General features: G+C 44.6%; 24 protein-coding genes. 16 read left to right on the top strand and 8 right to left on the bottom strand.

Going from position 1 to position 26256, the window contains the following annotated elements:
• The first annotated feature begins 60 nt into the window (after window positions 1-60).
• Entirely contained in the window at window positions 61-1077 is a 1017-nt protein-coding gene (locus ACHAL6_RS03505; RefSeq protein ID WP_395268851.1) for a zinc-binding alcohol dehydrogenase family protein, read from the top strand.
• Between the two features lie 69 nt (window positions 1078-1146).
• Here ACHAL6_RS03505 and ACHAL6_RS03500 read toward each other — a convergent pair whose 3' ends face one another.
• Window positions 1147-2634 carry a tagaturonate epimerase family protein gene (locus ACHAL6_RS03500; protein ID WP_395268850.1) on the bottom strand — a complete coding sequence of 496 codons (1488 nt, stop codon included), beginning with the start codon at window positions 2632-2634 and terminating at the stop codon, window positions 1147-1149.
• 230 nt (window positions 2635-2864) lie between these two features.
• Between ACHAL6_RS03500 and ACHAL6_RS03495 the strand changes: the two genes are divergently transcribed.
• A complete protein-coding gene (locus ACHAL6_RS03495) occupies window positions 2865-4328 on the top strand; it encodes a tagaturonate reductase (protein ID WP_395268849.1) in 1464 nt (487 codons plus the stop codon).
• A 17-nt stretch (window positions 4329-4345) separates the two neighbouring features.
• Entirely contained in the window at window positions 4346-5842 is a 1497-nt protein-coding gene (locus tag ACHAL6_RS03490) for a UxaA family hydrolase (protein WP_395268848.1), read from the top strand.
• Window positions 5843-6124: 282 nt separating this feature from the next.
• Here the strand turns inward: ACHAL6_RS03490 and ACHAL6_RS03485 are convergent, their stop codons facing one another.
• A complete protein-coding gene (locus ACHAL6_RS03485) occupies window positions 6125-6421 on the bottom strand; it encodes a hypothetical protein (RefSeq protein WP_395268847.1) in 297 nt (98 codons plus the stop codon).
• A 329-nt stretch (window positions 6422-6750) separates the two neighbouring features.
• On the opposite strand from ACHAL6_RS03485, the gene ACHAL6_RS03480 reads away from it, so the two are divergent.
• The 7 genes from ACHAL6_RS03480 (at window position 6751) to ACHAL6_RS03450 (ending at window position 13727) form a co-directional block, all read left to right on the top strand.
• Window positions 6751-6906 (top strand): hypothetical protein, encoded by a 156-nt coding sequence (locus tag ACHAL6_RS03480; RefSeq protein ID WP_395268846.1) that lies wholly within the window; start codon window positions 6751-6753, stop codon window positions 6904-6906.
• A gap of 23 nt (window positions 6907-6929) precedes the next feature.
• Complete coding sequence (locus ACHAL6_RS03475) at window positions 6930-7346, top strand: hypothetical protein (RefSeq protein WP_395268845.1); 417 nt, start codon at window positions 6930-6932, stop codon at window positions 7344-7346.
• A 244-nt stretch (window positions 7347-7590) separates the two neighbouring features.
• A complete protein-coding gene (locus ACHAL6_RS03470; protein WP_395268844.1) occupies window positions 7591-8634 on the top strand; it encodes an LCP family protein in 1044 nt (347 codons plus the stop codon).
• A 270-nt stretch (window positions 8635-8904) separates the two neighbouring features.
• Complete coding sequence (locus tag ACHAL6_RS03465) at window positions 8905-9918, top strand: LacI family DNA-binding transcriptional regulator (RefSeq protein ID WP_395268843.1); 1014 nt, start codon at window positions 8905-8907, stop codon at window positions 9916-9918.
• A 128-nt stretch (window positions 9919-10046) separates the two neighbouring features.
• Complete coding sequence (locus ACHAL6_RS03460; protein WP_395268842.1) at window positions 10047-10751, top strand: CpsD/CapB family tyrosine-protein kinase; 705 nt, start codon at window positions 10047-10049, stop codon at window positions 10749-10751.
• Between the two features lie 53 nt (window positions 10752-10804).
• Window positions 10805-11605, top strand: coding sequence for a tyrosine-protein phosphatase (locus ACHAL6_RS03455; protein WP_395268841.1), 801 nt, complete (start codon window positions 10805-10807; stop codon window positions 11603-11605).
• A gap of 457 nt (window positions 11606-12062) precedes the next feature.
• Window positions 12063-13727: an ice-binding family protein gene (locus ACHAL6_RS03450; protein ID WP_395268840.1), complete on the top strand. Its 1665-nt coding sequence runs from the start codon at window positions 12063-12065 to the stop codon at window positions 13725-13727.
• A gap of 164 nt (window positions 13728-13891) precedes the next feature.
• Here the strand turns inward: ACHAL6_RS03450 and ACHAL6_RS03445 are convergent, their stop codons facing one another.
• Both ACHAL6_RS03445 and ACHAL6_RS03440 read right to left on the bottom strand, forming a co-directional pair.
• A complete protein-coding gene (locus ACHAL6_RS03445) occupies window positions 13892-14968 on the bottom strand; it encodes a LacI family DNA-binding transcriptional regulator (protein WP_395268839.1) in 1077 nt (358 codons plus the stop codon).
• Between the two features lie 266 nt (window positions 14969-15234).
• Window positions 15235-15648 carry an Hsp20/alpha crystallin family protein gene (locus tag ACHAL6_RS03440; protein ID WP_395268838.1) on the bottom strand — a complete coding sequence of 138 codons (414 nt, stop codon included), beginning with the start codon at window positions 15646-15648 and terminating at the stop codon, window positions 15235-15237.
• A gap of 334 nt (window positions 15649-15982) precedes the next feature.
• Here ACHAL6_RS03440 and ACHAL6_RS03435 point away from each other — a divergent pair, with 334 nt between their 5' ends.
• From ACHAL6_RS03435 to ACHAL6_RS03425, 3 genes are all read left to right on the top strand, one after another.
• A complete protein-coding gene (locus ACHAL6_RS03435; protein WP_395268837.1) occupies window positions 15983-16699 on the top strand; it encodes a copper homeostasis protein CutC in 717 nt (238 codons plus the stop codon).
• 116 nt (window positions 16700-16815) lie between these two features.
• Entirely contained in the window at window positions 16816-17460 is a 645-nt protein-coding gene (fsa, locus tag ACHAL6_RS03430; RefSeq protein WP_395268836.1) for a fructose-6-phosphate aldolase, read from the top strand.
• An 86-nt stretch (window positions 17461-17546) separates the two neighbouring features.
• The gene (locus tag ACHAL6_RS03425; RefSeq protein WP_395268835.1) at window positions 17547-18077 is read left to right on the top strand and encodes a SixA phosphatase family protein; all 531 of its coding nucleotides are present in this window, start codon (window positions 17547-17549) and stop codon (window positions 18075-18077) included.
• Window positions 18078-18150: 73 nt separating this feature from the next.
• Here ACHAL6_RS03425 and ACHAL6_RS03420 read toward each other — a convergent pair whose 3' ends face one another.
• Window positions 18151-18909 carry a TSUP family transporter gene (locus tag ACHAL6_RS03420; protein ID WP_395268834.1) on the bottom strand — a complete coding sequence of 253 codons (759 nt, stop codon included), beginning with the start codon at window positions 18907-18909 and terminating at the stop codon, window positions 18151-18153.
• A gap of 271 nt (window positions 18910-19180) precedes the next feature.
• On the opposite strand from ACHAL6_RS03420, the gene rlmD reads away from it, so the two are divergent.
• The 3 genes from rlmD to ACHAL6_RS03405 all read left to right on the top strand — a co-directional run bounded on the left by rlmD (window position 19181) and on the right by ACHAL6_RS03405 (window position 22223).
• Complete coding sequence (gene rlmD / locus ACHAL6_RS03415) at window positions 19181-20551, top strand: 23S rRNA (uracil(1939)-C(5))-methyltransferase RlmD (protein ID WP_395268833.1); 1371 nt, start codon at window positions 19181-19183, stop codon at window positions 20549-20551.
• Between the two features lie 286 nt (window positions 20552-20837).
• Window positions 20838-21164: a helix-turn-helix transcriptional regulator gene (locus ACHAL6_RS03410; protein WP_323380887.1), complete on the top strand. Its 327-nt coding sequence runs from the start codon at window positions 20838-20840 to the stop codon at window positions 21162-21164.
• A 6-nt stretch (window positions 21165-21170) separates the two neighbouring features.
• Window positions 21171-22223, top strand: a complete 1053-nt coding sequence (locus tag ACHAL6_RS03405) for a DNA cytosine methyltransferase (RefSeq protein WP_323380888.1) — start codon at window positions 21171-21173, stop codon at window positions 22221-22223.
• A gap of 42 nt (window positions 22224-22265) precedes the next feature.
• On the opposite strand, the gene ACHAL6_RS03400 is transcribed toward ACHAL6_RS03405, so the two are convergent.
• From ACHAL6_RS03400 to ACHAL6_RS03390, 3 genes are read right to left on the bottom strand one after another with little or no spacing between them, the layout of a single operon-like run.
• Window positions 22266-23222: a restriction endonuclease PLD domain-containing protein gene (locus ACHAL6_RS03400; protein WP_323380889.1), complete on the bottom strand. Its 957-nt coding sequence runs from the start codon at window positions 23220-23222 to the stop codon at window positions 22266-22268.
• A 14-nt stretch (window positions 23223-23236) separates the two neighbouring features.
• Window positions 23237-25093, bottom strand: a complete 1857-nt coding sequence (locus tag ACHAL6_RS03395; protein WP_395268832.1) for a Z1 domain-containing protein — start codon at window positions 25091-25093, stop codon at window positions 23237-23239.
• An 11-nt stretch (window positions 25094-25104) separates the two neighbouring features.
• A complete protein-coding gene (locus ACHAL6_RS03390) occupies window positions 25105-26253 on the bottom strand; it encodes a restriction endonuclease PLD domain-containing protein (RefSeq protein WP_395268831.1) in 1149 nt (382 codons plus the stop codon).
• Window positions 26254-26256 lie beyond the last annotated feature (3 nt).

The following is a 26256-nucleotide window of genomic DNA, read 5'->3' as shown; positions in this document are numbered from 1 at the left end:
CATAATTCTTATTTATCTTCAGATGTATACAACATAAATACAAGATGCGAGGAGGAAATAATGAAAGCAATATTTATAAACAAACCAGGTGAAGTTGAAATCAAAGAGATAAACCGACCAGTACCAAAAGAAGGAGAGGCCTTATTAAAGGTACTGTATGGAGGAATCTGCGGTAGCGATTTAGGATCCTACAGGGGAACATTCGCATATTTCGAATATCCTAGAACTCCAGGACATGAACTCAGTGCTGAAATCGTGGAAATCGGTGAAAATTCCTTTGGCTTGGAAGCAGGCATGAACGTTACTGTAAATCCCTATTTCAATTGTGGGAAGTGCTATTCCTGTCAGAGAGGGCTAGTGAATGCATGCACAACAAATCAGACCATGGGCGTTCAACGTGAAGGTGGATTTGCTGAATACATTACAATGCCTGTTGAACGAATCATTAACGGGAAAGGGTTAACCCCAAAGACATTGACGCTCATAGAACCGTTCTGCATCAGTTTTCATGGTGTGAAAAGAGCTTCTGTGAACGCAAATGACAAGGTGCTAATCGTAGGAGCTGGCACAATTGGCGTGCTGGCAGCAATTGCAGCCAAATCATTTGGAGCAGAGGTCTATATTTCCGATATTTCCGAGCAGAAACTCGAGTTTGCAAAGAATTTCGGCGTGAAGGGAACCGTTCTTAATGATACACCTGAAAATTTTGAAAAGCGTGTAGCTGAAATCACAGATGGCAACGGGTTTGATGTCACAATCGAAGCAGTTGGTCTACCATCTACTTTCCAGAACTGCATTGATGCAGCAACATTTGGCGGAAGAGTAGTCCTCATTGGAGTAGGAAAGAAGAATCTTGACTTCAACTTCACGATTATCCAGAAAAAAGAACTCAATGTATATGGTTCAAGAAACGCGCTGACTTCTGATTTTGTTGAATTGATTGACATCGTCAAATCTGGTAAAGTTGATTTAGAGAAGATTATTACAAATATATACGAGTTTGATGATGCTGCTCATGCATTCTCTGATTTTGATCAAAATGCTGCCAACATGCTGAAAGTGCTTATTGAATTTTAATGATTTTCAGATGAATAAAAGAAGCAGCCTCTGCAGTTCGTGCAGGTGCTGCTTTCTTTGAAACTGATTCTATTTCAAATTGAGAAGAGAAAGGTGCCTGCTGATGTGTTCATCCAGATGCTTGGTGTAGTCTTCCATATGGTCATCCAGTGCATCAAAGAAACGCTCTCTTAAGATGAAGTTTCCCTGTTCATCCTGATCTCTCAGGATATAGCCGTAGGTGATATGAAGAAGCTGCCTTGCATCATTGTTTTTCAGATAGTCAGGGAGTTTAGAATCTTCCACATCATGAAGAGATGGAATGTTGGCCAGATTTGTGGTCACATGATAAAGGGCTGTTGCATCACTGAATCTTTCCAGCGCATGAGCATGAATCTCACGATAGAGCGCAGGTTCTTTTTCTGAAATGACTTCAATGGCTTCCAGCCAGTTTGTGCCAGCCGTCTTCACATGGAACTTTCCGTGGGTCTCTTTTGCAACGATGGGGAAGATGGAAAACTTGTCGCTGCCGGAGTGCACACTGATTCTGTACCCGTAATGCTCTGCAATGGCCACATGAGCCCGGATATCCTGCGTGAACATCTCCAGGTCTCCGATATAGTCGATTCCTTTCTGGAATTCTCCGATGAATCTTGGTGCCATGGTGGAGATGAGGATGTTTCTATCTTTGAGCTCCTGTGCGATAATGTAATGAGAGATGGGATTTGTAGGTGTTGCTGTCTCATCGATGGAGATCTCAAAATCCAGTGGAAGCTTAAAGGAGACAATGATTTCCTCATAGACTTCTCTGATGAAGTTGATGGCTGCATAATAGGTGAGCACATCTCTCATGAGCTGTTTTTTATTGATGGAAAGACTCAGTCCTTCGATTGCTATATCCTTATCCAGATATTTGTCTTCATAGTAGGAACGGATGGACGGATCCAGCACCTCATATTTCACCAGAAGCTCTTCATCACTGAGATCCAGTATGGTGTTATCGATTTTCTCGGAAGAATCCAGCGTGATCATGGTTGCACCCAGATCCAGTTCCTTCAGAATGTCTTCCTTGGTCTTCAGATGATCCCCATCTGCACCGAACCCTTTCTTGTAGCCTTCCTGGAAGACTGCATAGGAAGCGGCATCGATGACATCTTCATATTTTCTGTGGGTCATGTCCAGTTCCCGGACACTCTGCTGGGCGAAAATCGGAAACACATCGGTGTCTTTCACGGCCCGGATGTGTCCTGGGGTAGCAAGGCCAAGCCTGTCTCCCAGTCCCACAGAGGTTCTGTGCTCGGTATTGGCTACAGGCGCAGTATAAGGGAAGTACTTGTTGAGAACCAGTCTGTTCTCATGGGTCGGGAAGGCCAGCTTGAAGCCGTTGTTCTCATACCCTATGAGAGCATCATAAAGCGCACCGGAACCAGTGGCCAAAAGAAACTTCTGAGCACCTTGACGGATCATGACGACTTTCGCGGCCAGATATTCAGAAAGGGAATCGGTATAGACTTTTATGCCTTCATAGTAAGGTTTGAGGGAATCCCCTTTAAGATCTTTTATCAGTTGTTTATACATAAAATAAGCCTCCTAATTGATGGTCTGAAAATGGATTTCAAACTGAAGTTGATACAATTAAATTATACATCATATTGACGAAGTTTTAAGCGGAAAGCCTGTAAATCAGGGAAAGTTCGTGATTTATTCATACTTTTAACTAGACCATCACAGGAGCATTCAAAAGAAATACATTATACTTGTTACATGATCATACAAATGAAACAGGCGTTACGCCCAAGGAGGAAAAAATGAAAAACATCAAAGATACCATCCAGAAGAAAAACGGACATCTCAAGGAAAAGGTGCTTCAGTTCGGTGAAGGGAATTTCTTAAGAGCCTTTGTGGACTGGATGATCGACGAAGCCAATGACGAAGGACACTTCGATGGAAGCGTGGTACTGGTGCAGCCCATCGAGCGAGGCATGGTGGACATGATCAATGACCAGAACGGCATGTATACGCTGATCATGAGAGGCCTGGAAAATGGAGAAAAGACCGAGAAGGTCAAGGCCATCACATCCGTATCTCGTGGAATCAATCCTTTCGAGGATTATGAAGGCTATATGGCCATGGCGGAAAGCGAAGACCTTTCAGTCATCGTCTCCAATACCACAGAAGCTGGCATCAGCTATGTGGAAGGGGACAAGCTGGAAGATCCGCTGCCGAAGGCGTTTCCTGCGAAAATCTGCAAGTTCCTGTATCACAGATTCAAACATTTTCATGGTGACAAGGAAAGAGGGATTCTCCTGCTTCCAGTGGAACTCATAGATAATAACGGCGGAGAATTGGAAAGAATCGTAAAGCAGTATGCTTCCGAATGGAACCTGGAAGCGGAGTTCACCACCTGGCTGGATGAAGCCTGCTCCTTTGCCAACACTTTAGTAGACCGTATCGTCACAGGATACCCAAGGGACGAAGTGGCTGCCTACAGCGAGAAGTTTGGCTATGAAGACAATCTCATGGTCACATCGGAAGTCTTCAATCTATGGGTCATCGAAGCGGACAAGAAGTACGCTGAGATTTTCCCCATCCAGAAGACCAGTGCCAACGTCATCTGGACAGACGATGCACGTCCATACAAGAAAAGAAAGGTGAGAATTCTAAACGGTGCACACACATCCACCGTGCTTTCCGCCTATCTCTCCGGATTCGATTTCGTGGGTCAGTTCATAGAGGATGCGGATTACAACGCTTATCTGAAAGCGCTGATCTTTGATGAGATCATTCCGACCATAGATCTTCCGGATGATGAGCTGAAGGCTTTTGCGGATGCGGTGTTTGAAAGATTCGGCAATCCCTTCATCAAGCACAGACTGCTGGATATCTCACTGAATTCCGTATCCAAGTTCACAGCCAGATGTCTGCCGTCCTTACTGGACTACAAGGCGGAGAAAGGCGTTCTTCCAGTGAGAATGACCTATGCGCTGGCTGCGCTTCTGAAGTTCTATGAAGTGAAGGAAGAGGAAGAAGGTTTCTTCGGCGTGAGAGAAAATGAAGAGAAATATCCTGTGAAGGATGACAGAAAGAATCTGGAATTCTTCGAGAAGATCTGGCAGGAAAAAGACATCACCGTGCTGGTGGAGAAAACCCTGGCCAACAAGGATCTCTGGTATCAGGATCTGACAGAAGTGGAAGGACTTGTGGAAGCGGTGACAGAACACCTTCGCAGAATCCTTACTCTGGGCACAAAAGAGACGCTGAAAAGCTTATAAGAAAGGAAACAGGAAAGATGGAAAAAGAGAACAGACTTTATATCATCACCGAGAAAGACAATGTGGCGGTGGCGCTGAAGGATGTGGGCAAGGGAGAAGAGGTGGAAGTAGGTGGAAAGACTTACAAGGCTCTCAGTGACATTCCCACAGGCCACAAGATGGCCCTGAGAGACATCGAGGAAGGAGAAGCCATTGTGAAATACGGCTTTTCCATTGGAAATGCCAGAGAAAAGATCGTGGAAGGACAGCATGTGCATACCAGCAATGTGAAGACCGGTCTTCATGACCTGATGGAGTACAGCTACAATCCGCATGAGGAAGACTATAAGGTCTTTGATGGACCGGACACATTCAGAGGATACAGAAGAGCGGGCGGAAAGGTCGGCATCCGAAACGAGCTGTGGATCGTACCTACTGTGGGCTGCGTCAACGGCGTAGCGGAACTGATCATCAGAAAGTTCAAGGAAAGAGTACAGCCGGAAGGCATTGATGCCATTGAAGTCTTCAACCACAACTATGGCTGTTCCCAGCTGGGGGATGACCATGAGAACACAAAGACCATCCTGGCGGATCTGGTGAAGCATCCCAATGCCGGTGGAGTACTGGTTCTGGGTCTCGGCTGTGAGAATAATGTCATGGAGGACTTCAAGGTCGCTGTGGGAGAATACGATGACAAGAGAACGAAGTTCATCGTGACCCAGCAGGTGGGCAATGAAATCGAGGAAGGCATCAGAGCCCTGACCAGTCTCTATGAGGAAATGAAGAAGGATGAGAGGGTGGAAGTGCCCGTTTCAGAACTTTCCATCGGCTTGAAGTGCGGCGGATCCGACGGATTCTCAGGCATCACGGCCAATCCGCTTCTGGGCAGACTTTCGGATTATCTGGTGGCCAAAGGCGGAACCACGATTCTTACGGAAGTGCCGGAGATGTTCGGTGCGGAGACCATCCTCATGGACCGTGCGGAAAATGAAGCGGTCTTCGGAAAGATCGTTCATCTCATCAACGATTTCAAGCAGTACTTCATCGACAACAAGCAGCCCATCTACGAGAATCCATCTCCTGGCAACAAGGAAGGTGGGATCTCCACTCTGGAAGACAAGTCTCTCGGATGCACGCAGAAGGGAGGAAGCTCTCTGGTGACGGATGTGCTGAAGTATGGAGAGATTGCCATGAAGAAGGGTCTGAACCTTCTCAGCGCACCTGGAAACGACCTGGTGGCTTCCACTGCACTGGGGGCATCAGGATGTCATATGGTTCTTTTCACAACAGGACGAGGAACACCATTCGGCAGCTTTGTGCCTACCGTGAAGATCTCATCCAATTCAAGAATCGCCGCACTGAAGCCGCACTGGATTGATTTCAATGCCGGCCAGATGCTGGATGGAAAACCTTCCGATGAGATGACGCAGGAATTCATAAACTATGTCATCGCCGTTGCCAGCGGAGAACTGGTGAACAATGAGAAGTCAGGATTCAGAGAGATCTCCATCTTCAAGACCGGAGTGACCCTCTAAGACTGCTCCCATGATGGTCTTTGACCATGAAACATGAAGACCGCACTTTCCGTCAGGAAAGTGCAGCAGATCTGTAAACAGAAAAGATTCACGATACAAGGAACACCCGCAAGATGATCGGCCTAATCAGCATGCGGGTGTTCTATGTGTGCGAAAAACCAAGAAGAAAGAATCGCATCCTTCAGGATCCCGTGGCGTCTCCTTTACAGGTCGCGCCATGTTCCTCAGGACAGTGAAATCTCCCGGAAGACGGGGAACATCTACCAGGAGAAATGTATGGGTTTAGAATTTGCAGAAAATGCTTTTGAAGGATGGGTCGTTGGGATCATATCCGGCTCTTTTGTCATCGAATTTCTTGCCGATGAATTTCACTGTGCTCATCTTCTCCACTTTGAAGGTATCCCAGGTATAGCTGTTGTCGTTGGCTTTGTTGAAGCCGCCGATCTGATACCCTCTGAGAAGCTGGACTCCGCTTATGTCAGTACCGTAGATAAAGGGCTCTACGATTCTGATGGCTCCTTCGTACTCGAATTCTATGATTTCGCCATCTCTTATGGCATCGCAAATGGTTGTATTCAAAATATTTCACCTCGCATCAGATTTTCCATAAATGGAATGTGTTTCTATGGCTATCATAGCATTAAAATGTTGATAAGCTTTTACGAAACCGTGAACTGTTTGGCCTTTTCAGGAGGGGACAGTCCTCCTGCATCTGGAAATCGGTGCAGATATTCAGATTGACATAAAATTAACGAGAGAGTATAATCAGATAATTAAATCTATTTCCAGTGGAACGGTTTTTCAGTATGAAGGAATTTGTAATAATTATGAAATCTTATTGTAAGAGCGCCATGATAAAATAAGTTATGCGTGAACGGAAGATAAATAATGAAATGGAAGGTGATATTATGGAATTCTTGTATGGCATTCTCGTGATTGTCGTCATTGCACTTTTGATACTTTTACCAACCAAGATCAGAAAGATGAGAAGAAAACCGGAAGATGATCTCGATCGATTTTTTCCGGAACAGGATGAAAAGAACAAGGAACAGTTCATCCACTGATTTTTTCCGGAAGGAGGAAGAATATGGAAGAGAAGTATAATCTGAACGAGAAGACAAGGGACAGAAAAACTTGTCACTCTTCTCTATGCAGAATTATGGTTCCCATATTGGTGGTCCTTATTCTGGGATTCGGTGCAGTAACACTCATCGACTCTTTTTATCACACAAGAGGAAAGAACTTTGTTGTCCTGACGCAGCAGGGTGTGGAAATTCAGCGTATTGCCATAGAACCATGGAAAGACAAGATATCCGAAGTGCCTGTCTGGCATAAGGGAAGACAGTACCATCTGAAAATCGAAGTCAACGGTGGGGCTGCAAGACTTTTTGAGGAATCTCGAAGAAGAATGAGGTATCAGGGAGAGGAAGAGAGTCCCTGGATCTACGACAGCTCAGACAGTTATACCTACGAACCACTGAAACTGAGGCTCTATTTCGAATAATGTGGAATCATATATGGGTCTGCCCCATACGATACAGGAGACAATGCTCAGTTTCGCCAGAAGCTGAGCGTTCTTATTTGAACGTATATATGATAAAATTGAGTTGAAACAGGAGCTCAGGAGATTCGGATGCAACTATTTTTTCTGAGCATGAAGGAAAGAAGGAACGCGTTAAAGAGACGGATAGAAAAATGCAGTTATGCGGTAAAACGAAGACAGCGTACATGAAGGGAATTGAAGAAGTATGGAAGTGAAGTCCAGAAGTAAAAAGAAAGTCTACTATGTGCTTGCAGGAATTGTATCCATCCTCTTTGTCCTGTTCATCGGTGTGTATTATACACTGACATCGCTGAACAGGACCGGGACGGAAATCGTGGATGGAGAAGAGGTTCTTCTACCGGAAGGCGAAGACCTGGAATCCATTGAAGGAACCCCGGAAGACCTTGATGAAGACTATATCTACGAGGTGAAGGATCCCGACAGTGAAGCCATCTACAGAAAGGTTCCCATCGATGAGAATGTATTTAACGTCCTCATGGTAGGAAGTGATGTGAGAGGGGACGAGGAAGGAAATGGACGCTCTGACAGCATGATGCTCGTCAGCTACAACAGAAAAACCCATGACATCCGTATTGTCTCTTTCATGCGTGATACCTGGATCGCCATTCCGAACAGGGAATGGAACCGGATCAATGCGGCATATGCCTTCGGAGGCATCGGCCTTGCAGTGAATACCGTCAATGAGAATTTCGAACTGGATATACAGAACTATGCCATCGTGGAGTTTGAAGGACTTAAGAGCATTGTAGATGCGCTGGACGGCATACAGGTGAAGCTCACAACTGCTGAAATCAGAACGATCAACAGCGCAGGCGGAGGGGAGAAGCTTCCGCTGGAAGATGGAACCTATACCTTAAATGGGGCGCAGGTTCTGACCCATTCCAGAAACAGAAGTACCGGTGATGGGGACTTCGGAAGGACCAGAAGGCAAAGGGACGTGATGGTAGGTATTCTGGCGAAAATGAAGCAGACCCTGAATCCTGTGAAGCTGACCAGGTTCATCACGGAATCGCTGAAATATGTGGATACGAACATCAAAGCGGATACGCTGTTCACACTGGGACTTGAGGTTCTGGGCTCTGGAAGCAACGATCTCAGTCAGGCGCGGGTGCCTTTTGATGACACCTGGCATTACGCCGACAAGGGCGGCAGGAGCGTTGTGATCATAGATCTGGAGGAGAACAGAAGACTCCTCCGTGATTACCTGTATGAAGGCATGATGGAGTAGTCCATCAGGAAGGTTGTTCCATGGCGGTATGGAAGAGGCGAGCGCAGCAGCAACAGAATAATAGTACATCAAGGTGGCTGAGCGGAGGGTTCATCCACCTTGAAACATTGAAGGTTTCTGAGGGCGGCATGGAATCGTGAGCGCTCTGCCTGTGACGAAATTTAACATACAGAAGTGATGAAAGTAGTACAAAAATCAAGGGGATCTGTATTATAATAAGAATGTTGCGTGCAATTCTATGGATTGGATTAGAAAAAAGAGGGATGAATTATGCCAGTTACAATGAAACATATTGCTGAACTTTGCGGCGTTTCCATTGCTACTGTTTCAAAGATCGTGAATGGTAAATATGAGGATGTCAAAGAGGAAACCAGGCTGCGAGTGCTCAAGACAGTGGAAGAAGAAGGATACTTCATCAATACTCTGGCCAGAAGCATGAAGACAAAGAACACAAAGACACTGGGGCTCATCGTTCCGGACATCAAAAATGCCTACTACACGGACATCTCAAGAGGCGCAGAAGATATGGCCATCAGAAAAGGATACAGCCTTTTTCTCTGCAATACGGATGATTCCATCCATAAAGAGATCAGTTATCTCGTGAAGCTCATGGAGAAGCAGGTGGATGGCATCATCATCATCGCATCCATGGAAAGAGATATCGAGATGGAAGCGCTTCTGAAAATCAATGTGCCTTTTGCGGTGCTCAATGATTCCACGAATTACAGTGATTTCGCTGTCAGAGTGCAGGTAGATGACCATATGGGCATGTATGAGGGCGTGGAGCATCTCATCAGCCTCGGTCATAAGAAGATCATGTATCTCCAGGGAGAAACCAATCTCAGCTTTGGAGAGGAAAGATTAGGCGGGTACAGGGATGCACTGGAAGAACATGGAATCCCTTTTGATGAAAACCTGGTGGCCACCTCAGCATTTAATGTGGAGGGAGCATACGAGTACCTCAGAACAAACGGACTGGTACCGGAAACCACAGCCATCGTGTGCGGAAATGATCTGATGGCCTTGGGTGTACTGAACTGGGCAAAGGAGGAGTGCATCGATGTACCGGGAGATCTCTCCATCATCGGATTCGATGATACGATTTTCAGCATCATCTCTTCTCCGAAGATCACGACCATCAATCAGAACTGTCATCTGGTAGGAGAAATTCTTGTGAAGGAGCTTCTGGAGAAAATTGATGCAGAAGATACAACCCAGAAGAAGATTCCAGTGGAAACCCATCTGGTGGTGCGGGAGTCCACAGGGAAGGCCATGATCCATTGAGAATTCCAGTGTGAATCATTTCAGTGAAATCACAATTAAATAGAACAAAAATAGAAAACTCATGTTATAATACTAAATAGAGTAAAATTAGGATCATATCCTGTATGAAATGAACTTCGGAGGAACAAATGAGAGATTTTTTAGTAACTTTGACAGACAGCAAGTCTGTAGCGGCGGAAGCATATAGAACGCTTAGAACCAATATTCAGTTTTCATCTTTTGATGAAGAAATGAAAGTCATCACAGTGACTTCTTCAAGACCATCGGAAGGTAAATCCACGGTGGCCTGCAACATGGCAGTCACCTTCGCGGAAAACGGAAACAGAGTACTGCTCATCGATGCGGATCTGAGAAGACCTACAGTACATAAGAAGTTCAAACTTCCGAATTCTCTGGGCATCGTCAATCTGATTCTGGAGCCAGACCGCAGGAGTGAAATCGTGCATGAAGATGTCATAGAAGGACTTGATATCGTAACCAGTGGAGCCATTCCGCCAAATCCTTCAGAGCTGCTTGGCAGCAAGAGAAACAGAGCGCTGCTCTCAAGACTCAGAGAAGACTATGACACGATCATCCTGGATACACCACCACTACTGGCGGTGACCGATGCACAGGTGCTGACGACCATTTCAGATGGTACCATCATCGTTGCGCAGCATGGAGTGACCAAGAAGGATGAGATCCTTCAGGCCAAGGGGCTGCTGGAAAAGGTCAAAGGAAACATCCTGGGCGTTGTACTGAGCCAGATACCAGTGGATGACAACAGCTACTACTACTATTATTCCTACGAAGAAAAGAAAACCGGAAGAAAAGATAGAAGAGCAAAGAAGTGATTGCGAGGAGCTGTTCGGAAGAACAGCTCCTTTTTGCAGGAGGAGAGCATGAAATGGTAGATCTGCATTCCCACGTTCTGTTTGACGTGGATGACGGAAGTGAAAATCTGGAAATGTCTATAAAGATGATCGAGCAGTCCATCAGAGAAGGTGTGAAGATACTTGCGCTGACGCCGCATCATATCCGTGATCTTTATACCGAAGCCATGGACAGGAAAGAGGAGTATGAGGAGAAGTTCGCTTTACTTAAGAAGCGATTCGAAGGGAAGATTGAACTGGTTCCCTCTCTGGAGATCATGATAGATGAGAAGATCATCAGTGATCTGGACAAGGGATATCTCATGGGATACAACAGAAGCAAGACGGTGCTTGTGGAGTTCAATCTCATAGACTACCCTTTGTACTCGGAAAACATCTTCTATAACCTGAAGAAAAACGGGTATCAGGTGATACTAGCTCATCCGGAACGAAACAGGGCACTGATGGAAGATCCGGAAAAGATGTACCATCTTCGTGACCTGGGCGTTCTTTTTCAGCTGAACGCAGGAAGTCTTCTTGGGCAGTTCGGGGAAAAGACGGAAAGCTTCGCAAGGGAGCTCATCCGAAAGAATCTGATCCACGGCATCGGTTCCGATGGGCACAAAGATGTGAGGCGCGATATGCGGATCAGACATGCCTATGACGTCGTAAAGGAGCTCAATGAAGCGCTGTATGAGAACATCATGGAAAATGGAGAAAAACTGATTCATGGAGAGAAAGTGGAAGTGCTTCCATACAAGCCATGGACAGATCCAGTAAAGGTGAAGAAAAGAAAGAGGAAGAAGAAAGGCCTACTGGCCTTTCTGAAACGATGAAAATAGTGATATAAGGAGGAAGCTTTTCGAGGAAAGCTTCCTTCTTTTTGCGATTTCACAAGAAACGGGAAAGTGCGGTGATTGTGCGCACGTATGCCGATAGGCTTTTCCGGCGAATGAAAGACATGCGTCATCCAGATGTTGTCTTTCTGGAATTCTCCTTTTGAACAGAACTGGATGCAAGGGGCTGCTATTTAATGAAACGAGGAAGAATATATTAATATAATGTTAATCCGTTCATCTCTGGTCCATGAACTGGCTTTCTGCCGTACACGATATGATGATATGGTGAATATAACTTCACCACTGAAAAAACAGCAGAATCCTTTCAGCGGATGAAGTGGTCCACCCCATAGGAAAGCGGCAGCTATGATTCCATATCAGAAGCTGCCGCTTCTCTCGGAACATGAAAAACAGGTATGCTTTAAAAATCAAACGAAAGAGGAGACACTGAATTATGAAAAAAAGATCAAGGAAGAAAATGCTCTCCCTTCTACTGACACTGGCTCTCTTCGCCGTCAACGGCACAGCGCAGTTGACCATGGCTGCGGAGGCTGAAGTGAAGACTGGTACAACGGAGAATTTCGCCATTCTCTCGGGTGAGACCATCACCAACACCGGAACCACGGAGGTCATGGGAGATGTGGGGATTCATCCGGGAATAGAGGTCGTCGGACTTTCAGAGGATATGGTTACAGGCGCCATGCATCTGGCAGATGAAGTGGCACTGGCTGCAAAGAATGATCTCGTCATCGCCTACGATGATGCTGCAGGCAGAACGCCTCAGATCATCAGCCGAGAACTGGCAGGACAGACACTGACGCCTGGCGTCTATACGTCCAATGAAAAAGACTTTCTACTCACCGGCAAACTGATCTTGGACGGAGAAGGAGATCCAGATGCGGTCTTCATTTTTCAGACGGATACAACGCTCACCACGGGATCAGGCAGCAGTGTGGAGTTTGCAGGAAATGCTACAGCCTGTGGTGTCTTCTGGAAAGTCGGGTCTTCCGCCACACTGGGTTCCAACTCCAGTTTTGCCGGCAGCATTCTTGCACTGACCAGCATAACCCTGGAAACAGGAGCAACAGTGAATGGACGACTTCTTGCAAGAAACGGCTCCGTGGTGCTGGACAGCAATGTAATCACATCTGGTCCGTGTACACAGAATCAGTCAGCCACACTTCATGTAATCAAGATGGTTGTGAACAGAAACGGAAGAACGGCAGTGTCAGAAGACTTCAGTGTGCATGTGCTGAAAGATGGTCTTGATGTTTCCGGCAGCCCGGATGCGGGAATGGAAACACCAGGAAGAACCTACACCCTGGAAGCAGGGAACTACGTGGTCACGGAAGAACCCGTAGAAGGATATGAGGCAAGCTTCAGTGGAGACAGCACGGACGGTAAAGTGACGCTTTCACCTGGGGAGGAGAAGACAGTGATCATCACCAACACCTCTTCTGCCGGTTCCATCGATCTCTTCAAGACCGATGAGAAGGGAAATCCTCTTTCAGGAGCGGAGTTCACGCTCTATAGAGAGGATGTGGAGGTCGGAGAACCGATGTCGACGGATGAGAACGGGAACATCACATTTACAGGACTTGCAAAGGGGACGTATAAGCTGAAGGAAACAAAAGCACCTGAAGGTTATGTGCTGAGTGAGGTCGCGGAAGAGATCATTCTCACACAGGATGAGGAAATCGTGGAAATCTCCTTCACGAACACCATGATCCTGGGCAGAATCAGCATCGTGAAAGTGGATGGCAAGACAGGAGCGGCACTATCCGGCGCAGAATTCCGAATTACCGATGGAAAAGGAACAGAAGTATTCCAAGGGGAGACGGATGATGAGGGAATGGTCACAGCAGAGCTTCCTTATGGAGACTATACAGTTCAGGAAATGAAGGCTCCGGAAAACTATGAGAAGTCGGAGAAGACATATGCTGTCTCCATCGTAGAAGACGGACAGATCATAGATCTGGAAGTGGAGAACACGAAGATGGAGAAGAAAGCGGCTACGCTGCCTGATGCAGGAGACACCTCCGGAAACATCTTCCTTCTACTGGGCGGACTAGCCTTGACAGGCGGACTTCTATTATGGAGAAAGAGAAGTGCAGCCTAGAACAGGAGCAGAAATGTGAGCACTTCACAGATGAAGAACGAGGAAAACCGATAGAATGAATGAATCCCCACAGGCAGTGCATGATGGAACCATCATCCTGCAGCCTGTGGGGATTCTCTTTTCCTGACGAAGTGTTTTCGGTGTTCTTGTCCTACTGATGCGTATCACATCTCTTTTAACTGGAACTTTCGTGCGGGTCCAGTGGAGTTTCTGATGATCAGCTTATGCTGATAGAGTACACTTGTGGAGCTGATCTTCTCCCGATTCTTCAGCTGCCTGCTGCGTATGATTTCCACAGCCTCCTGTCCCTTATTGAGGATATAATGTTCCACAGTGGTCAGGGAAATTCCATGGAACTTGGAGGGGAACAGATTATCGAATCCGCAGACGGAAAAGTCCTCCGGGATGCTGAAGCCGTTCTCCTCCAGGGCATCCAGGACGCCATAGGCAATCATATCCGTGGAGGCCACGATTCCTGTGATTTCCTTATGGGGCAGTACTTCATGTACCAGTTCATAGCCTGTATCGTGTTCCAGATTGATATTGCGGATCTCATCCACAGGTCGCACTCTTTTCGACTTCACGGTGACGGTGCCTTCAGGGCAAAGTTTTCTGAAGGTATCGTTGATTCCTTCCAGTCTTCTCACCCGTGCAATGTTCAGTGTGCTGAGCGCGGTGGTGAGGTAGGCGATGTGCTTGTGACCAAGGCTGATCAGATGCTCGGCGAGGAGAATGCCTGCAGAATAGTTATCCACTTCTACAGTATCCAGATCCGCATGAAAGGAACGTTCATTGATGATCACCACGGGAATACTTTCGTTGATTTCCTCCAGAAGCTTCGGATGGTGAGGGAGCATGGTGAGAATCAGGCCGTAGAGATTACTGTCTTTGATCTGCTCCAGGTACTTGAGCTCTCTCTCCTTGTCCCGGAATGTGTTCTGAATGATCACATGGATGCCGTGCTTGTCCGCCTCCTGTTCAATGGACTGGACAATGGTTGTGAAGAAGGGGCTGGAAATGGTGGGGGCAAGCACCAGAATGGTGTTCTTATTGAAAACACTGAGTTTCTGAAGTCTGGGGGTCTTCTTTGCATAGCCCAGCTCTTTTGCGGCCTCATGGACCTTCTCGATGGTCTCCTCCAGAAAGGTGACGCCTTTCTTTTCATTCAGAATCATGGACACAGCTGTTTTGGACACGCCTGCCAGAGCGGCGATGTCATCCAATGTAGGTTTTTTCTTCATGATGAAAAATGTTCCTCCGTTCTATTGATACTATAATTATAGGTTAAATATTCGTTAAACATTGTTAGATTTACGTTAAATATTCAGTGCTGTCCGGTTCACATTCTGCTGAATCGGATCTGCTTAACGTTCAGATTGACAGGCCTTGCAGCGGACGTAGATGGTGAATGGGCTTTCTCCCTGATCCGAAGAAAAAAGAAGAGCTTATCCAGCATGGATAAACCCTTTGCAAAAGCATACGCTGATCTTTATTGAGGAGATCTCATTTATTTCACTTCAAATCTTTTTCTTGAATTTCCATCCTCTTTGTTCTTTGGCAGATCGATGGTGAGAACACCACCTTCATAGTGCACTTCCACCTTGTCTTCGTCAATATCGTCGATATAGAAGCTGCGATAGACTTCTCCGGTGGTTCTTTCATTCATGATGAATTTGTCGGATTCCGTTTCAATGATTGTGTCACGATGAGCGGTGATGGTGAGGTTCTTGTTGTGATATTCCACTCTGATGTCGTCCTTGTCGTAACCTGGAAGATCTGCATAGAGCACAAAGCCGTTGTCCGTTTCCTTCACATCCACATGGAATACTTTCCTTTCGGGAACATTCGGGAAATCCCAGTTGAGTCCCGTCATGAATTCTTCAAAAGGAGCCATTCCTTTGTTTGAAAATCTGTTTCTCATGATACTACCTCCTATCTTTCATGTTGTTTTACAGCAGCGAGATGGATGTACCTTCAGATTGATGTCTGTGTAACTTCATTGTACCCTGATTGGAAGGAAACTGGAAAAATCAGGAAGGTCGATACTGGAAGAAAAACGAATCGTGAAACAGTCTGAGTCATCTAATCTTTCTACAGAAGGTAAGAGAAAGGATCATGGGTAAATAGGGGTGTATTTCAGGGAATTTATCTTGTACACAGATTGTTTACCACAAGATGGAGTTCACTTAACAAATCTTTGCTATACTTTATAGAGTAGTGTACATGAGGTTTAGACCATAAAGGAGGCGAATGTCATGCTGGAAATCATAGCAGAGACGCTGGAGGATGCTCTGATCATAGAAAAAAGCGGAGGAGACCGCATTGAACTCGTCGCATCCTTATCAGAAGGCGGACTTACACCCAGCTATGGTCTCGTGAAGCAGGTGATCAGTCAGGTATCCATACCGGTGAATGTGATGATCAGGCCTCACAGCGCTTCATTTGAGTATTCCAGAGAAGATCTGGAGGTCATGAGAGAAGATGCGAGAGTCTTCAATGAGCTGGGCGTGAAGCATGTGGTTCTGGGTATTCTTGATTTTGAAGGACTTCCCAACATGGAGGCGCTAAGCTATATTCTGGAAGACACCAATCTCACGGCCACATTTCATAGAGCCATTGATGAGAGCAGTGACCTTCCTGCAGCCCTCCATCTTCTTGAAACCAACAAGAGAATCACCCATATTCTGACTTCCGGCGGTCCTGGTAAGGCAGAAGACCATCTGGAGATGATCAGAAAGCTCATTCATGAGACAGACGACATTACCATGATCCTTGCCAGCGGCATCACGAAAGAGAATCTTCAGGCCATCAGAAACCATATGGACTTTGCGCTGGAAGGAGAAGAAAGCGCACAGAAGGAGTATGATATTCATGTAGGTACAGCTGTTCGTGGAGGAAGTGTGGGTAATGCAGTCCGGCCGGAAGAAGTGGCGAAGCTACGTGCCATCTATGATCTTCATCGCATCTTCTAGCGGTTTCATGGGAAAATTGTCCTTCTTCGGGTTTCGTCAGGAAGGATATGATATAATCAGAGTATACGTATAGTATCAACTATAATATAAAACACAAATCAGGAGGAAGAAATTTTATGAAGTATTTTATCGACACAGCCAACGTTGAGGAAATCAGAAAAGCGGCGGAGCTTGGAATCATCGACGGTGTGACCACCAATCCTTCCCTCATCGCCAAAGAAGGCAGAGTCTTTGAAGAAGTGATCAGGGAAATCACGGAAATCGTGGATGGCCCCATCAGCGCGGAAGTGATTTCACTGGACGCCGAAGGCATGGTGAAGGAAGCGGATGAGCTTGTGAAGATCCATGAGAACATCGTCATCAAGGTGCCCATGACACCAGAAGGCCTGAAAGCCACATCCATTCTTTCCAAGAGAGGCATCAAGGTCAATGTGACGCTGATCTTCTCGACCACCCAGGCACTGGCAGCGGCGAAAGCCGGAGCAGCCTTTGTTTCCCCCTTTGTAGGCAGACTGGATGACATCGGCGCAGAAGGCATGGAGCTCATCGAAGAGATCATGTACATCTTCAAGACCTACGGTGTACGAGCAGAGGTCATTGTGGCTTCCATCAGAAACAGGAATCATCTGACCCAGGCAGCCATGGCTGGTGCGGATATCGCAACCATTCCATATAAGGTCATCATGGACTCCCTGGTGCATCCACTGACGGACCAGGGCATCGAGAAGTTCCTGAAGGACTGGGAAGGCGCAAAGAAATAACGGACATAGAAGAACACCGGAGGCAGGGCTTGATAGTTACAGGCACTGCCTCTTCACCTACTCTAAGTATGAAGGAGGTTTTCCTATTGAATCTTGAGATTATACTATTGAGACACGGCATTGCAGAGAATAGAGCCAAGGACGGAACAGACTATAACAGAAAGCTCACCAGAGAAGGAAAAGATAAGCTGAAGAAAAGACTGCCGCATCTGAAGAATCTAATCACCTACAAAGACCAGGTGGAAATCTGGTCCAGCCCGCTTCTTCGAGCAAAGGAGACAGCGGAGATTCTTGCTGAATCCGTGCATACAGACAAGATCTTCTATTACGACTTCATCGGAGAAGGGGACTTTGACAACTTTCTCATGTCGGTGGTCAGAGAAAAAGAGGAGAAGACCATCTTTGTGGTGGGTCATGAACCCTATCTCGGAGAGTGGGTCTATGAGCTCACAGATCAGAGCATAGGGTTCAAGAAAGGAGCTGCAGCTGCTTTTACGGTGAAACTCTATGACAACAGAACACCCGAAACAGAAGACATGATCGAGGAAGCATCCTACTCCTGGTATCTGACTTCCAAGGAAATGGAAAAGACAGTGAAGAAGAAGGATAAAGAGTAAAAATTGAGAAATCCGGCAAACTGAAAGCCCTGTGCAGATCTCTGGATCCTGCACAGGGCTTTCCTGCTTTTTGTCATTTCAGAAACATGTCATAGAGGAGCTTGAAGAACACCACAAAGGACATGATGAGGAAAATCGGTTTGATGAACTTGGAACCATTCTTAATGGCCAGTCTGGTGCCCACGATGGAGCCCAGGACCATGAAGACGGCGATGGGTACACCGATGAGATAGTCGATCTTGCCGTTGATGGCAAAGGCGATGAGGGAAGTGAAGTTCGAGGTGAAATTGATGAGCTTGGCATTGCCAGACGCATTGGTGAAATCAAACTTCAGGAACCGGATGAAGATGAAGATGAGAAAGGAGCCTGTCCCGGGTCCGAAGAATCCGTCGTAGAAGCCCAGAGCGAATCCCACCAGGGAGACAAAGATCACCTTCTTTTTTGTAATCACCGTGAAGGCGTTGACCTTGCCCAGATCTTTCTTGAAGAAAGTGTAGAGCCCCACCACAAGGATGGCTACACTGACCAAGGGGTAGAGAAAATCCTGAGGAATCCGAAGGACGGAGTAGACGCCTAGGACCGCACCAAGAGCCGTCATGGGTACGGCTGCGCGCATGAGTCTGAAGTTCACCTTGCTGCTTCTGGCATAGCCTGCCGTGGAGATGAAGGAGCCCATGGTGGCTGCGAATTTATTGGTCCCCAATGTGAAATGGGGCGGAACACCAGCCAGAAGATAGGCCGGAATGGTCACCAGGCCTCCACCACCGGCTACGGAATCCACAAAAGCCCCGATGAATCCGGCAATACATAGAAAAATCAGTTTAAAATCCATAATAGTCCTCTTTCAGTTATAATGATGATGATCAATAAGTGCCAGGACTGTCCGAATCGAATAACCCGTACAGCATGATTGACGAAATCCATTATATCACAGGGAGAAGGATTTGAAGAGAGAGGGTGTATAGAATTCAACGGAAGCATACAGAATTCGTTCCTACATATGGATGAGTGAAAAAGAAGACTCAGAGAAAATTCTGGAGGGGAAAGAATTCATTCAACTCCTCGGTGATTTCTGTTATTATACTAGAAGGAGTTGATGAATTTTGAAGAGAAATGAAGTTATAGAAGTGAAGATAGAAGATCACAGTTTTCCTGCCACAGGCATCGGTATGCTGGAAGGGAAGAAGGTCAAAATCAAAGGAGCTTTTCCAGGAGAAACGGTTTCTGCAAGAGCCCACCAGGTGCGTGCAGATCGGGCCAAGGGAAGATACCTAGGCATTGTGGAGAATGCGCCTTATGCCGTGAAACCTGCCTGTGTGCATTACGGAAAATGCGGAGGGTGCATCAGTCAGCAGGTTCCTCTTGAGCTTCAAAGAACGTTTAAAGAAGAAGAGGTGAAGAAGCTCTTTACCCAGAATGATCTTTCCATGGGGGAGTACTTAGGCATCACTGGTGATGAGAATCAGTACGAATATCGGAACAAGATGGAATATACCTTCGGAGATGAAGTGAAGGGAGGAGAGCTCAACCTTGGGATGCATCTGAAAGGAATGAAAAATTCCGTGGTGAACACCAATGCGTGTCTTCTGATTCATGATGATTTCAGAAAGATCCATGACTACACCATCGCGTATTTCAGAGAAAAGGACCTGCCTTATTATCGCGTCATGAGACAGGAAGGATATCTCAGAAACTTCATCTTAAGAAGAGGCATCAATACCAGAGAGATCATGGTGAATCTTGTGACCACCACGCAGATTGATTTCAATCTGGATGAATACAGAGATGGTTTAACGGAGCTGGACCTGGATTATACCCTGGTCTCCATCCTTCATACGGAAAGCGACAGTCTTTCCGATGCGGTGGTTCCGGAAAAGCTGAATATCCTCTATGGCAGAGATTATATCTACGAGAAGCTCCATGGCCTGACCTTTAAGATCTCACCTTTTTCCTTCTTCCAGACCAATACAAAAGGGGCAGAAGTGCTTTACAGTGAAGTGAAAAACTTCATCGGAGAGAAGAAAAACGAGATCTTTGATCTGTACTGCGGTACCGGAACCATTGGTCAGATCGTTTCAGACATGGCGGATAAAGTCACAGGCGTTGAGATCATTGAGGAAGCAGTTACTGCTGCCAACGAAAATGCCCAGATCAATGAACTAAGCCATGTGCATTTCATCGCAGGAGACGTCAAAGATGTCATTGCTTCCCTCGAAGGAAGTCCTGAGCTGATCATTCTGGATCCGCCTCGAAGTGGTGTGCATCCGAAGGCGCTGGAATACGTGAAAGATTTCAATGCCAAGGAAATTCTCTATGTATCCTGTAATCCGAAGACACTGGTCATTGATCTCAAGTATCTCCTGGACCAGGGATATGAAGTAGTGAAGACAAAGGTTGTGGATATGTTCCCGAATACCCCACACGTTGAGACGGTAGTATTGATGTCAAGGGTTAAGGTAAATACGTTGTTTTAGGGATAAAAAAGTTTATAAATAAAGGGATTCCGTGATTTGAGATCTGGTTTCAAGCCGGCAGGATGATCACGGAATTTTTCTTTGTGGGAACTTGTCCAAGATAGGCAGGTTAGATGATTAAGAAGATGATATGGATATTGATGTGGTGAGTTGACAAGATTGCTGGCAAAAACGTGGTGAGTTGACAAGATTACTGTAAAATACTATGCTGCATATATGCAGCGAAATCTAAAATTAAACTTGAATTATTGCAGCGAATATGTTATTCTATTCAAGAGGTGATAGTATGGCCGAGTTGGGAGACTTATTGAAAGTGAGTCGCGAAAAAAGTTGCTTGAGTCTAAAAAAGGTATACGAAATAACCGGTATAACAGATTCAAGACTTAGCAAGATGGAGAGAGGGCAGATTAATTGTACTCCTGATGATTTAAAAAAACTCGCGCATTTATATAACATTCATTTGATTCCGCTTTATGTGTTAGCAGGTTACTTGAGTGAAGTAGATATTAAAGAATATCAGTTTGTGTTTAAAGGTGTTTCTTCTCTTGATGATGAGGAAATGCAACATATTCAAGCACAAATCGATTTTCTCAACAAAAAAAAGGAAGGTTGATGAGATATGATTTTTAGGCTTGGAGAATTATTTTGTGGACCGGGCGGTATAGCTTGGGGAGCTACAAATGCACATATTGATAATGATGATTTTGGAATTATACATCAGTGGGCAAATGATTATGATGCGGATACCTGTGAAACTTATAGAGTTAATATTTGTCCCGATGCACCTAATACTGTTTATCATGAGGATATACGTAAACTTGATATGTCTAGACTAGCTCCCATTGATGCATTGGCGTTTGGTTTCCCTTGCAATGACTTTAGTGTTGTTGGTGAACAAAAAGGTATGGAGGGGGTATACGGCCCCTTGTATTCATACGGTGTCAAAGCTTTGAAAACTTTTAGGCCACAGTGGTTTTTAGCAGAGAATGTAGGCGGACTTAGAAATGCAAATGATGGTAAGGCCTTTACTAAGATTCTCAAGGAACTGAGGGAAGCTGGTTATACGATTACACCTCATCTGTATAAGTTTGAGGAATACGGGATACCTCAGGCAAGACACCGTTTGATTATAGTTGGTATACGTAATGACATTAACATTGAATTTAAAGTTCCATCAACAGCACCCTATGTCGACATTGATAATACTTGCAGAAACGCAATAGAAAATCCCCCTATTCCAGAGAATGCATATAATAACGAATTGACAAGGCAATCCGAAACTGTTGTTAGAAGGTTGCAACATATTCTTCCTGGGCAAAATGCATTCACAGCAGACCTCCCAGAAGATTTGCGCCTTAACATTACAGGTGCGAAAATAAGCCAAATATATAAAAGGCTAGATCCAACAAAGCCCTCCTACACGGTTACAGGAAGCGGCGGTGGAGGAACACATATTTATCATTGGGAAGAGCCACGAGCATTGACGAATAGAGAGAGAGCTAGGCTACAGACTTTCCCTGATACCTATAGATTTATGGGAAGTAAAGAGAGTGTACGTAAGCAAATTGGCATGGCAGTGCCTAGCCAAGGTGCAAAAATTATTTTTGAAGCAATTTTAAAATGTTTTGCTGGAATAGAGTATGAGAGTGTAGAACCAAGTATTAAAGAATAACAAAGCAGTTACTTTGTAGTAATAGCAAAGTAACTGCTTTGTTTATACATGGAAATCCAAAAAAAACTGCTCATCGTCAATTTTGTAAAAGGTAACGTCTGTTCTTCCATAGTTCAATAAATCTTGTTTCGTTACAAAAGCACCATTTCCGAGACCTAGACGTTTTCGGAAGTATTCACCGAGTTGAGCATTGCTAAGAGGTGTTGTAATTGCCTTGTCGTTTTGTTGCTCTACCCTTAGAAGAAGCGTGTGACCGTCATCTGTAACAACGGTAAAATGCTGTTTATTTAGCGGGAAGAACCCGCTTCTTGAAATTTTTGATGGAAGATGAATATATGCTTGATTTTTATTTCGGCCCCTACGTTGCCCCCAATTTAGACCAGACTTTTCTCCAACATCGCCTCTATTTGTAAGTAGAGATAGTGTTGTGGAAAATATACCCTCCCCAGCTAAAGTTGTTATTGGTTTGTTTTCGGCATCTAGAATTTGATGTGTTGGACGGAGAACAACATGGTCTTCAACCTCCGCATGGTTACAATAGATTGAATTAGCTTCAACTTCCTCAAAGAACCTATATGCTTTTTCTGGATCACAGCACTCCATAATTTCTTTTCGAGATGGAATAAATGCATTCTGCACAAAATCAGCAGAACCTGTATATGCCTGCATCGGTGATTCGTCCTTTAGCCAAATGTACAGATTTGCATGGACGGGAGGGTTTTCGCAAACATAACTACATGAAAAGCTATCCACAGCATTTGGGTACGCCTTGCCATGGAGTTCCTTAAAGCCATCATGTATAGGAACACTTAAACCATCATAAGGAACCATTCCTATAAGCAATGAAATATTGACGGGGTTCATGTTTTGCTCCTGAAGACTTTTAATTAGCCATGATGACATATTAGGAGTAGCATATCCGCTTAATATTAATAAAGTATCTGCTCCTTGGAGCGGAGGAGCAAATAGAATTCTTTGTGCTATGTTATTGGTAAACATCCATTCTTGCCCTCCTACGTTCCTGTAATATCTTCACTCACATCATAATACATAGTATCGTGGGGAAGCTTAATATTCGGCACCCAAAGAGCTTTTCCACCCCACCCTTTAGTACCAGTTACTTTATACATGGTTAAAACGACTTTGTTGAGGAAAGTGCCACCAAGTTTCCAGTCGTTCGGAGATAATAATGCACCGGTGCCTTGTGCTACATTTCTTTCTCTTCTAACTATCAAGATACCCTGTCCCGAGGGTTGCTCTGATAGAATTGTGTCGATGACAGAAAGGAATGCCTCTAAATTGAAATCTGGACTGGCAATAATGTAGGACAAGATTTTCTTAATTAGTCTCAAATTTACTTGGTAATAAGGTTCATCATCAGAGAAAGGCTCCAATAGCTTTGATATATCATCTATAGAGTCATTATCAGGATAGAACGGATAGTAGTTCGTTCCCCCTGAGAGAATACTGACTCGTTTGTTATCAAGGACATTTTTTCTAGTTGGATTCAACCCAACTGGATAATAGATTTTTATGTTATTGAATCCCTGCTCAACTTGAGCAATGATGGCATTGTTAGTAGCGTTAATATCGGCAAACAATTTATAAAGCCGTTCGTCTATAAATATACTCATCATGCCAGGATCTCTGTCATAACCAAACATCCGACTATGTTGCCACATAGTGTCGGCCTGAGGCTTTTTGCTTGTTCTTGTATAGTAAATTGTCTGCAGACCAGGAAAAGTAACGCCTCGGCCTAGAGTGTTTCCTCCTATGATAAAATTACAGCCTGTTGCATATTCCGGACTTTCAACATCTGTCTTGCCATTCATCACAAGGATTTTGATACCCTTGTTTTCCAATAAATCCTTAGTAGTTTCATAGATAGCATCGAATGAAAGCTTTTCACTTTTACTCGGAACTAAAAAATCATAGTGGGTCTTTAATTCTTTGGCAAATTCGTCATTGATATGTTCAATACACCAATTTAGCTCTTTTGTGACATCGTCAGCAAAACGCTGGTGGACAGTTTGACGTACACTTGGATGTAAAAGGCAATTTGACACTTGACCGCTGGATGCTAAAATCTGAGCTGAAACAGCAAGATGGCGGATAACAACATTTCGTGTCGGTCGTTTGATTACCTCAAGAAAATTGATGCATTCAGGTTTACCGCTTGTTGGAAAGAAAAAGTCACCACCCAAATAGCCATCTCCAGGATGAAAGTAGTATGTAAAATATGGATGCCAGCCTGAAGCAAGAGTTTGTAATAAGATCGCCTGAGGAGTACCTGTAACCTGCAGATACAAGCTACTTGAAGCACCATTCTTTATAGAATCTAAATATCTATTAATAGATGACTGACTATTGCGGTTTACGAGTGTATTCAAAGAAGCAGCATCTGCCTCATCATCAACAATAAATAGAGGATTACCTTTCATAAAACCTGTGGAATTGAATACGTTGGCCCATAGTCTAAGCATTCTTGCATTTTTCTTTAGAACGACAACCGCTGGTTTAACAAGACTATTTTCAATAAACAATCCAGAGTCGTTTTCGCCACAAATACAGAAACCTTCTAAATCGTCTCTGACTCGATCCAAAGTTTGTTGTTGCAAAACAACATTGTCCGTTGTGAGTAAGATAAATGCAGGAAAGCCTAAATCGGCAGCTTTACTAATTACGCCAAACATTTGACCCGTTTTTCCTGATTGTACATTTCCAAACAGTAGACCAATCTCATGACTTATGAATGAAAAATTGCGAATATGCTGATTACCAATATCTTCAGCAGTTTTCAAAATAGACTCTGCCAATTTTTCGTTGCCCCGGTCTTTAATTTTTTGTAGATATGTCTTTAAGTACTGCATAACCGCACCTCTTATTCGTTAGTAGTTGTTTCAAATGATAAAACCCATACATCAAGTTCAGAGCCGTCTTCGTCTAATGCTTTCTGGTCGGTTTTAGAAAGCACAAGGCTATCGCAACCATATGATTGCAACATTTCTTTCGTAATCATGCCCTTACGGTCTGTGTCAGCTTGGGTATCATTCACAGGTGTTACAAGTCCTGCAGCCGCGAGTCTACCCTTAATCCAACGGCCAAGAATAAGTTCATCGCCAACAGCACTGAACTGTTTATTGCCATCACTTGTAGTATGAGCCTTAAACCAATAGCCGTCATCGGTAACAACAAAGAAGGTTTTGTTCTTTTCAGGATATCCCTCGGAACGAGTTATTTCTTTACTCACAGTCAACTGAGTCTCATACCAATCACGGGATTTTCTTTTGCTTCGTGGTGCGGCATAGCTAACATTAATATTTGATTTCGTGAAATGTTTACCGTCATCCATATGTCGTTCATTGTGAGCAGGAACTTTTAACGGTAGCACAAATGAAACACTTGTTTTATGTTGTACATAAAGCTGTACGCCGGTTTGAGGGATTTGTGTTACTGTATCGATGCCGCTAAGAGAGGTGTTGACTTCTCTTATTATTGGCATTCCTGTTACGTTGGCAATATTATCCGAGCAGTTCTGCGCGTTTAGCCTATATATGAAATCTGATATTTCTCTGCATTCAGTAGCATCATTAGTAATCGATGAGATTTCATACTGTCGACGGTTATTGGCATCTAATTTAATTACACCTAAGTTTGCTGAACCAATAATTGCCGCAAAAGGTTGTCCATCTTTATAGAAGCAGTATACTTTGCCGTGGTATTTAAATGCTTTCACAATTTTAATTTCGCCTATGCCGGCCTCCATCCATTTCTTGTTTATTGCAAGTGCAGTATTATATGATCCTTCTGGCATTCCTTCAATGAAGTACATACCAATGGTAAGGCATATATTTGATAGATTGTGTTCCTCGACTAAATAATCAAGCTCTTCCAAAGCGGCACGAGAGATATATCCAACCGCAATTTCAACACGGTCTGAGTGTGCAATTTGATCGTTAAAACAGTTAATAATTGTTTCTTGTCCCTCAGATGTACCAAGGGGTAAAATATTTGAATATAACAGTTTCATTCG

This window comes from Proteiniclasticum sp. C24MP (genome assembly GCF_043951855.1).
Classification (GTDB): Bacteria; Bacillota; Clostridia; order Clostridiales; family Clostridiaceae; genus Proteiniclasticum.
Note: the sequence above shows the minus strand (reverse complement) of the source record. Positions and strands in the feature narration are given on the sequence as shown.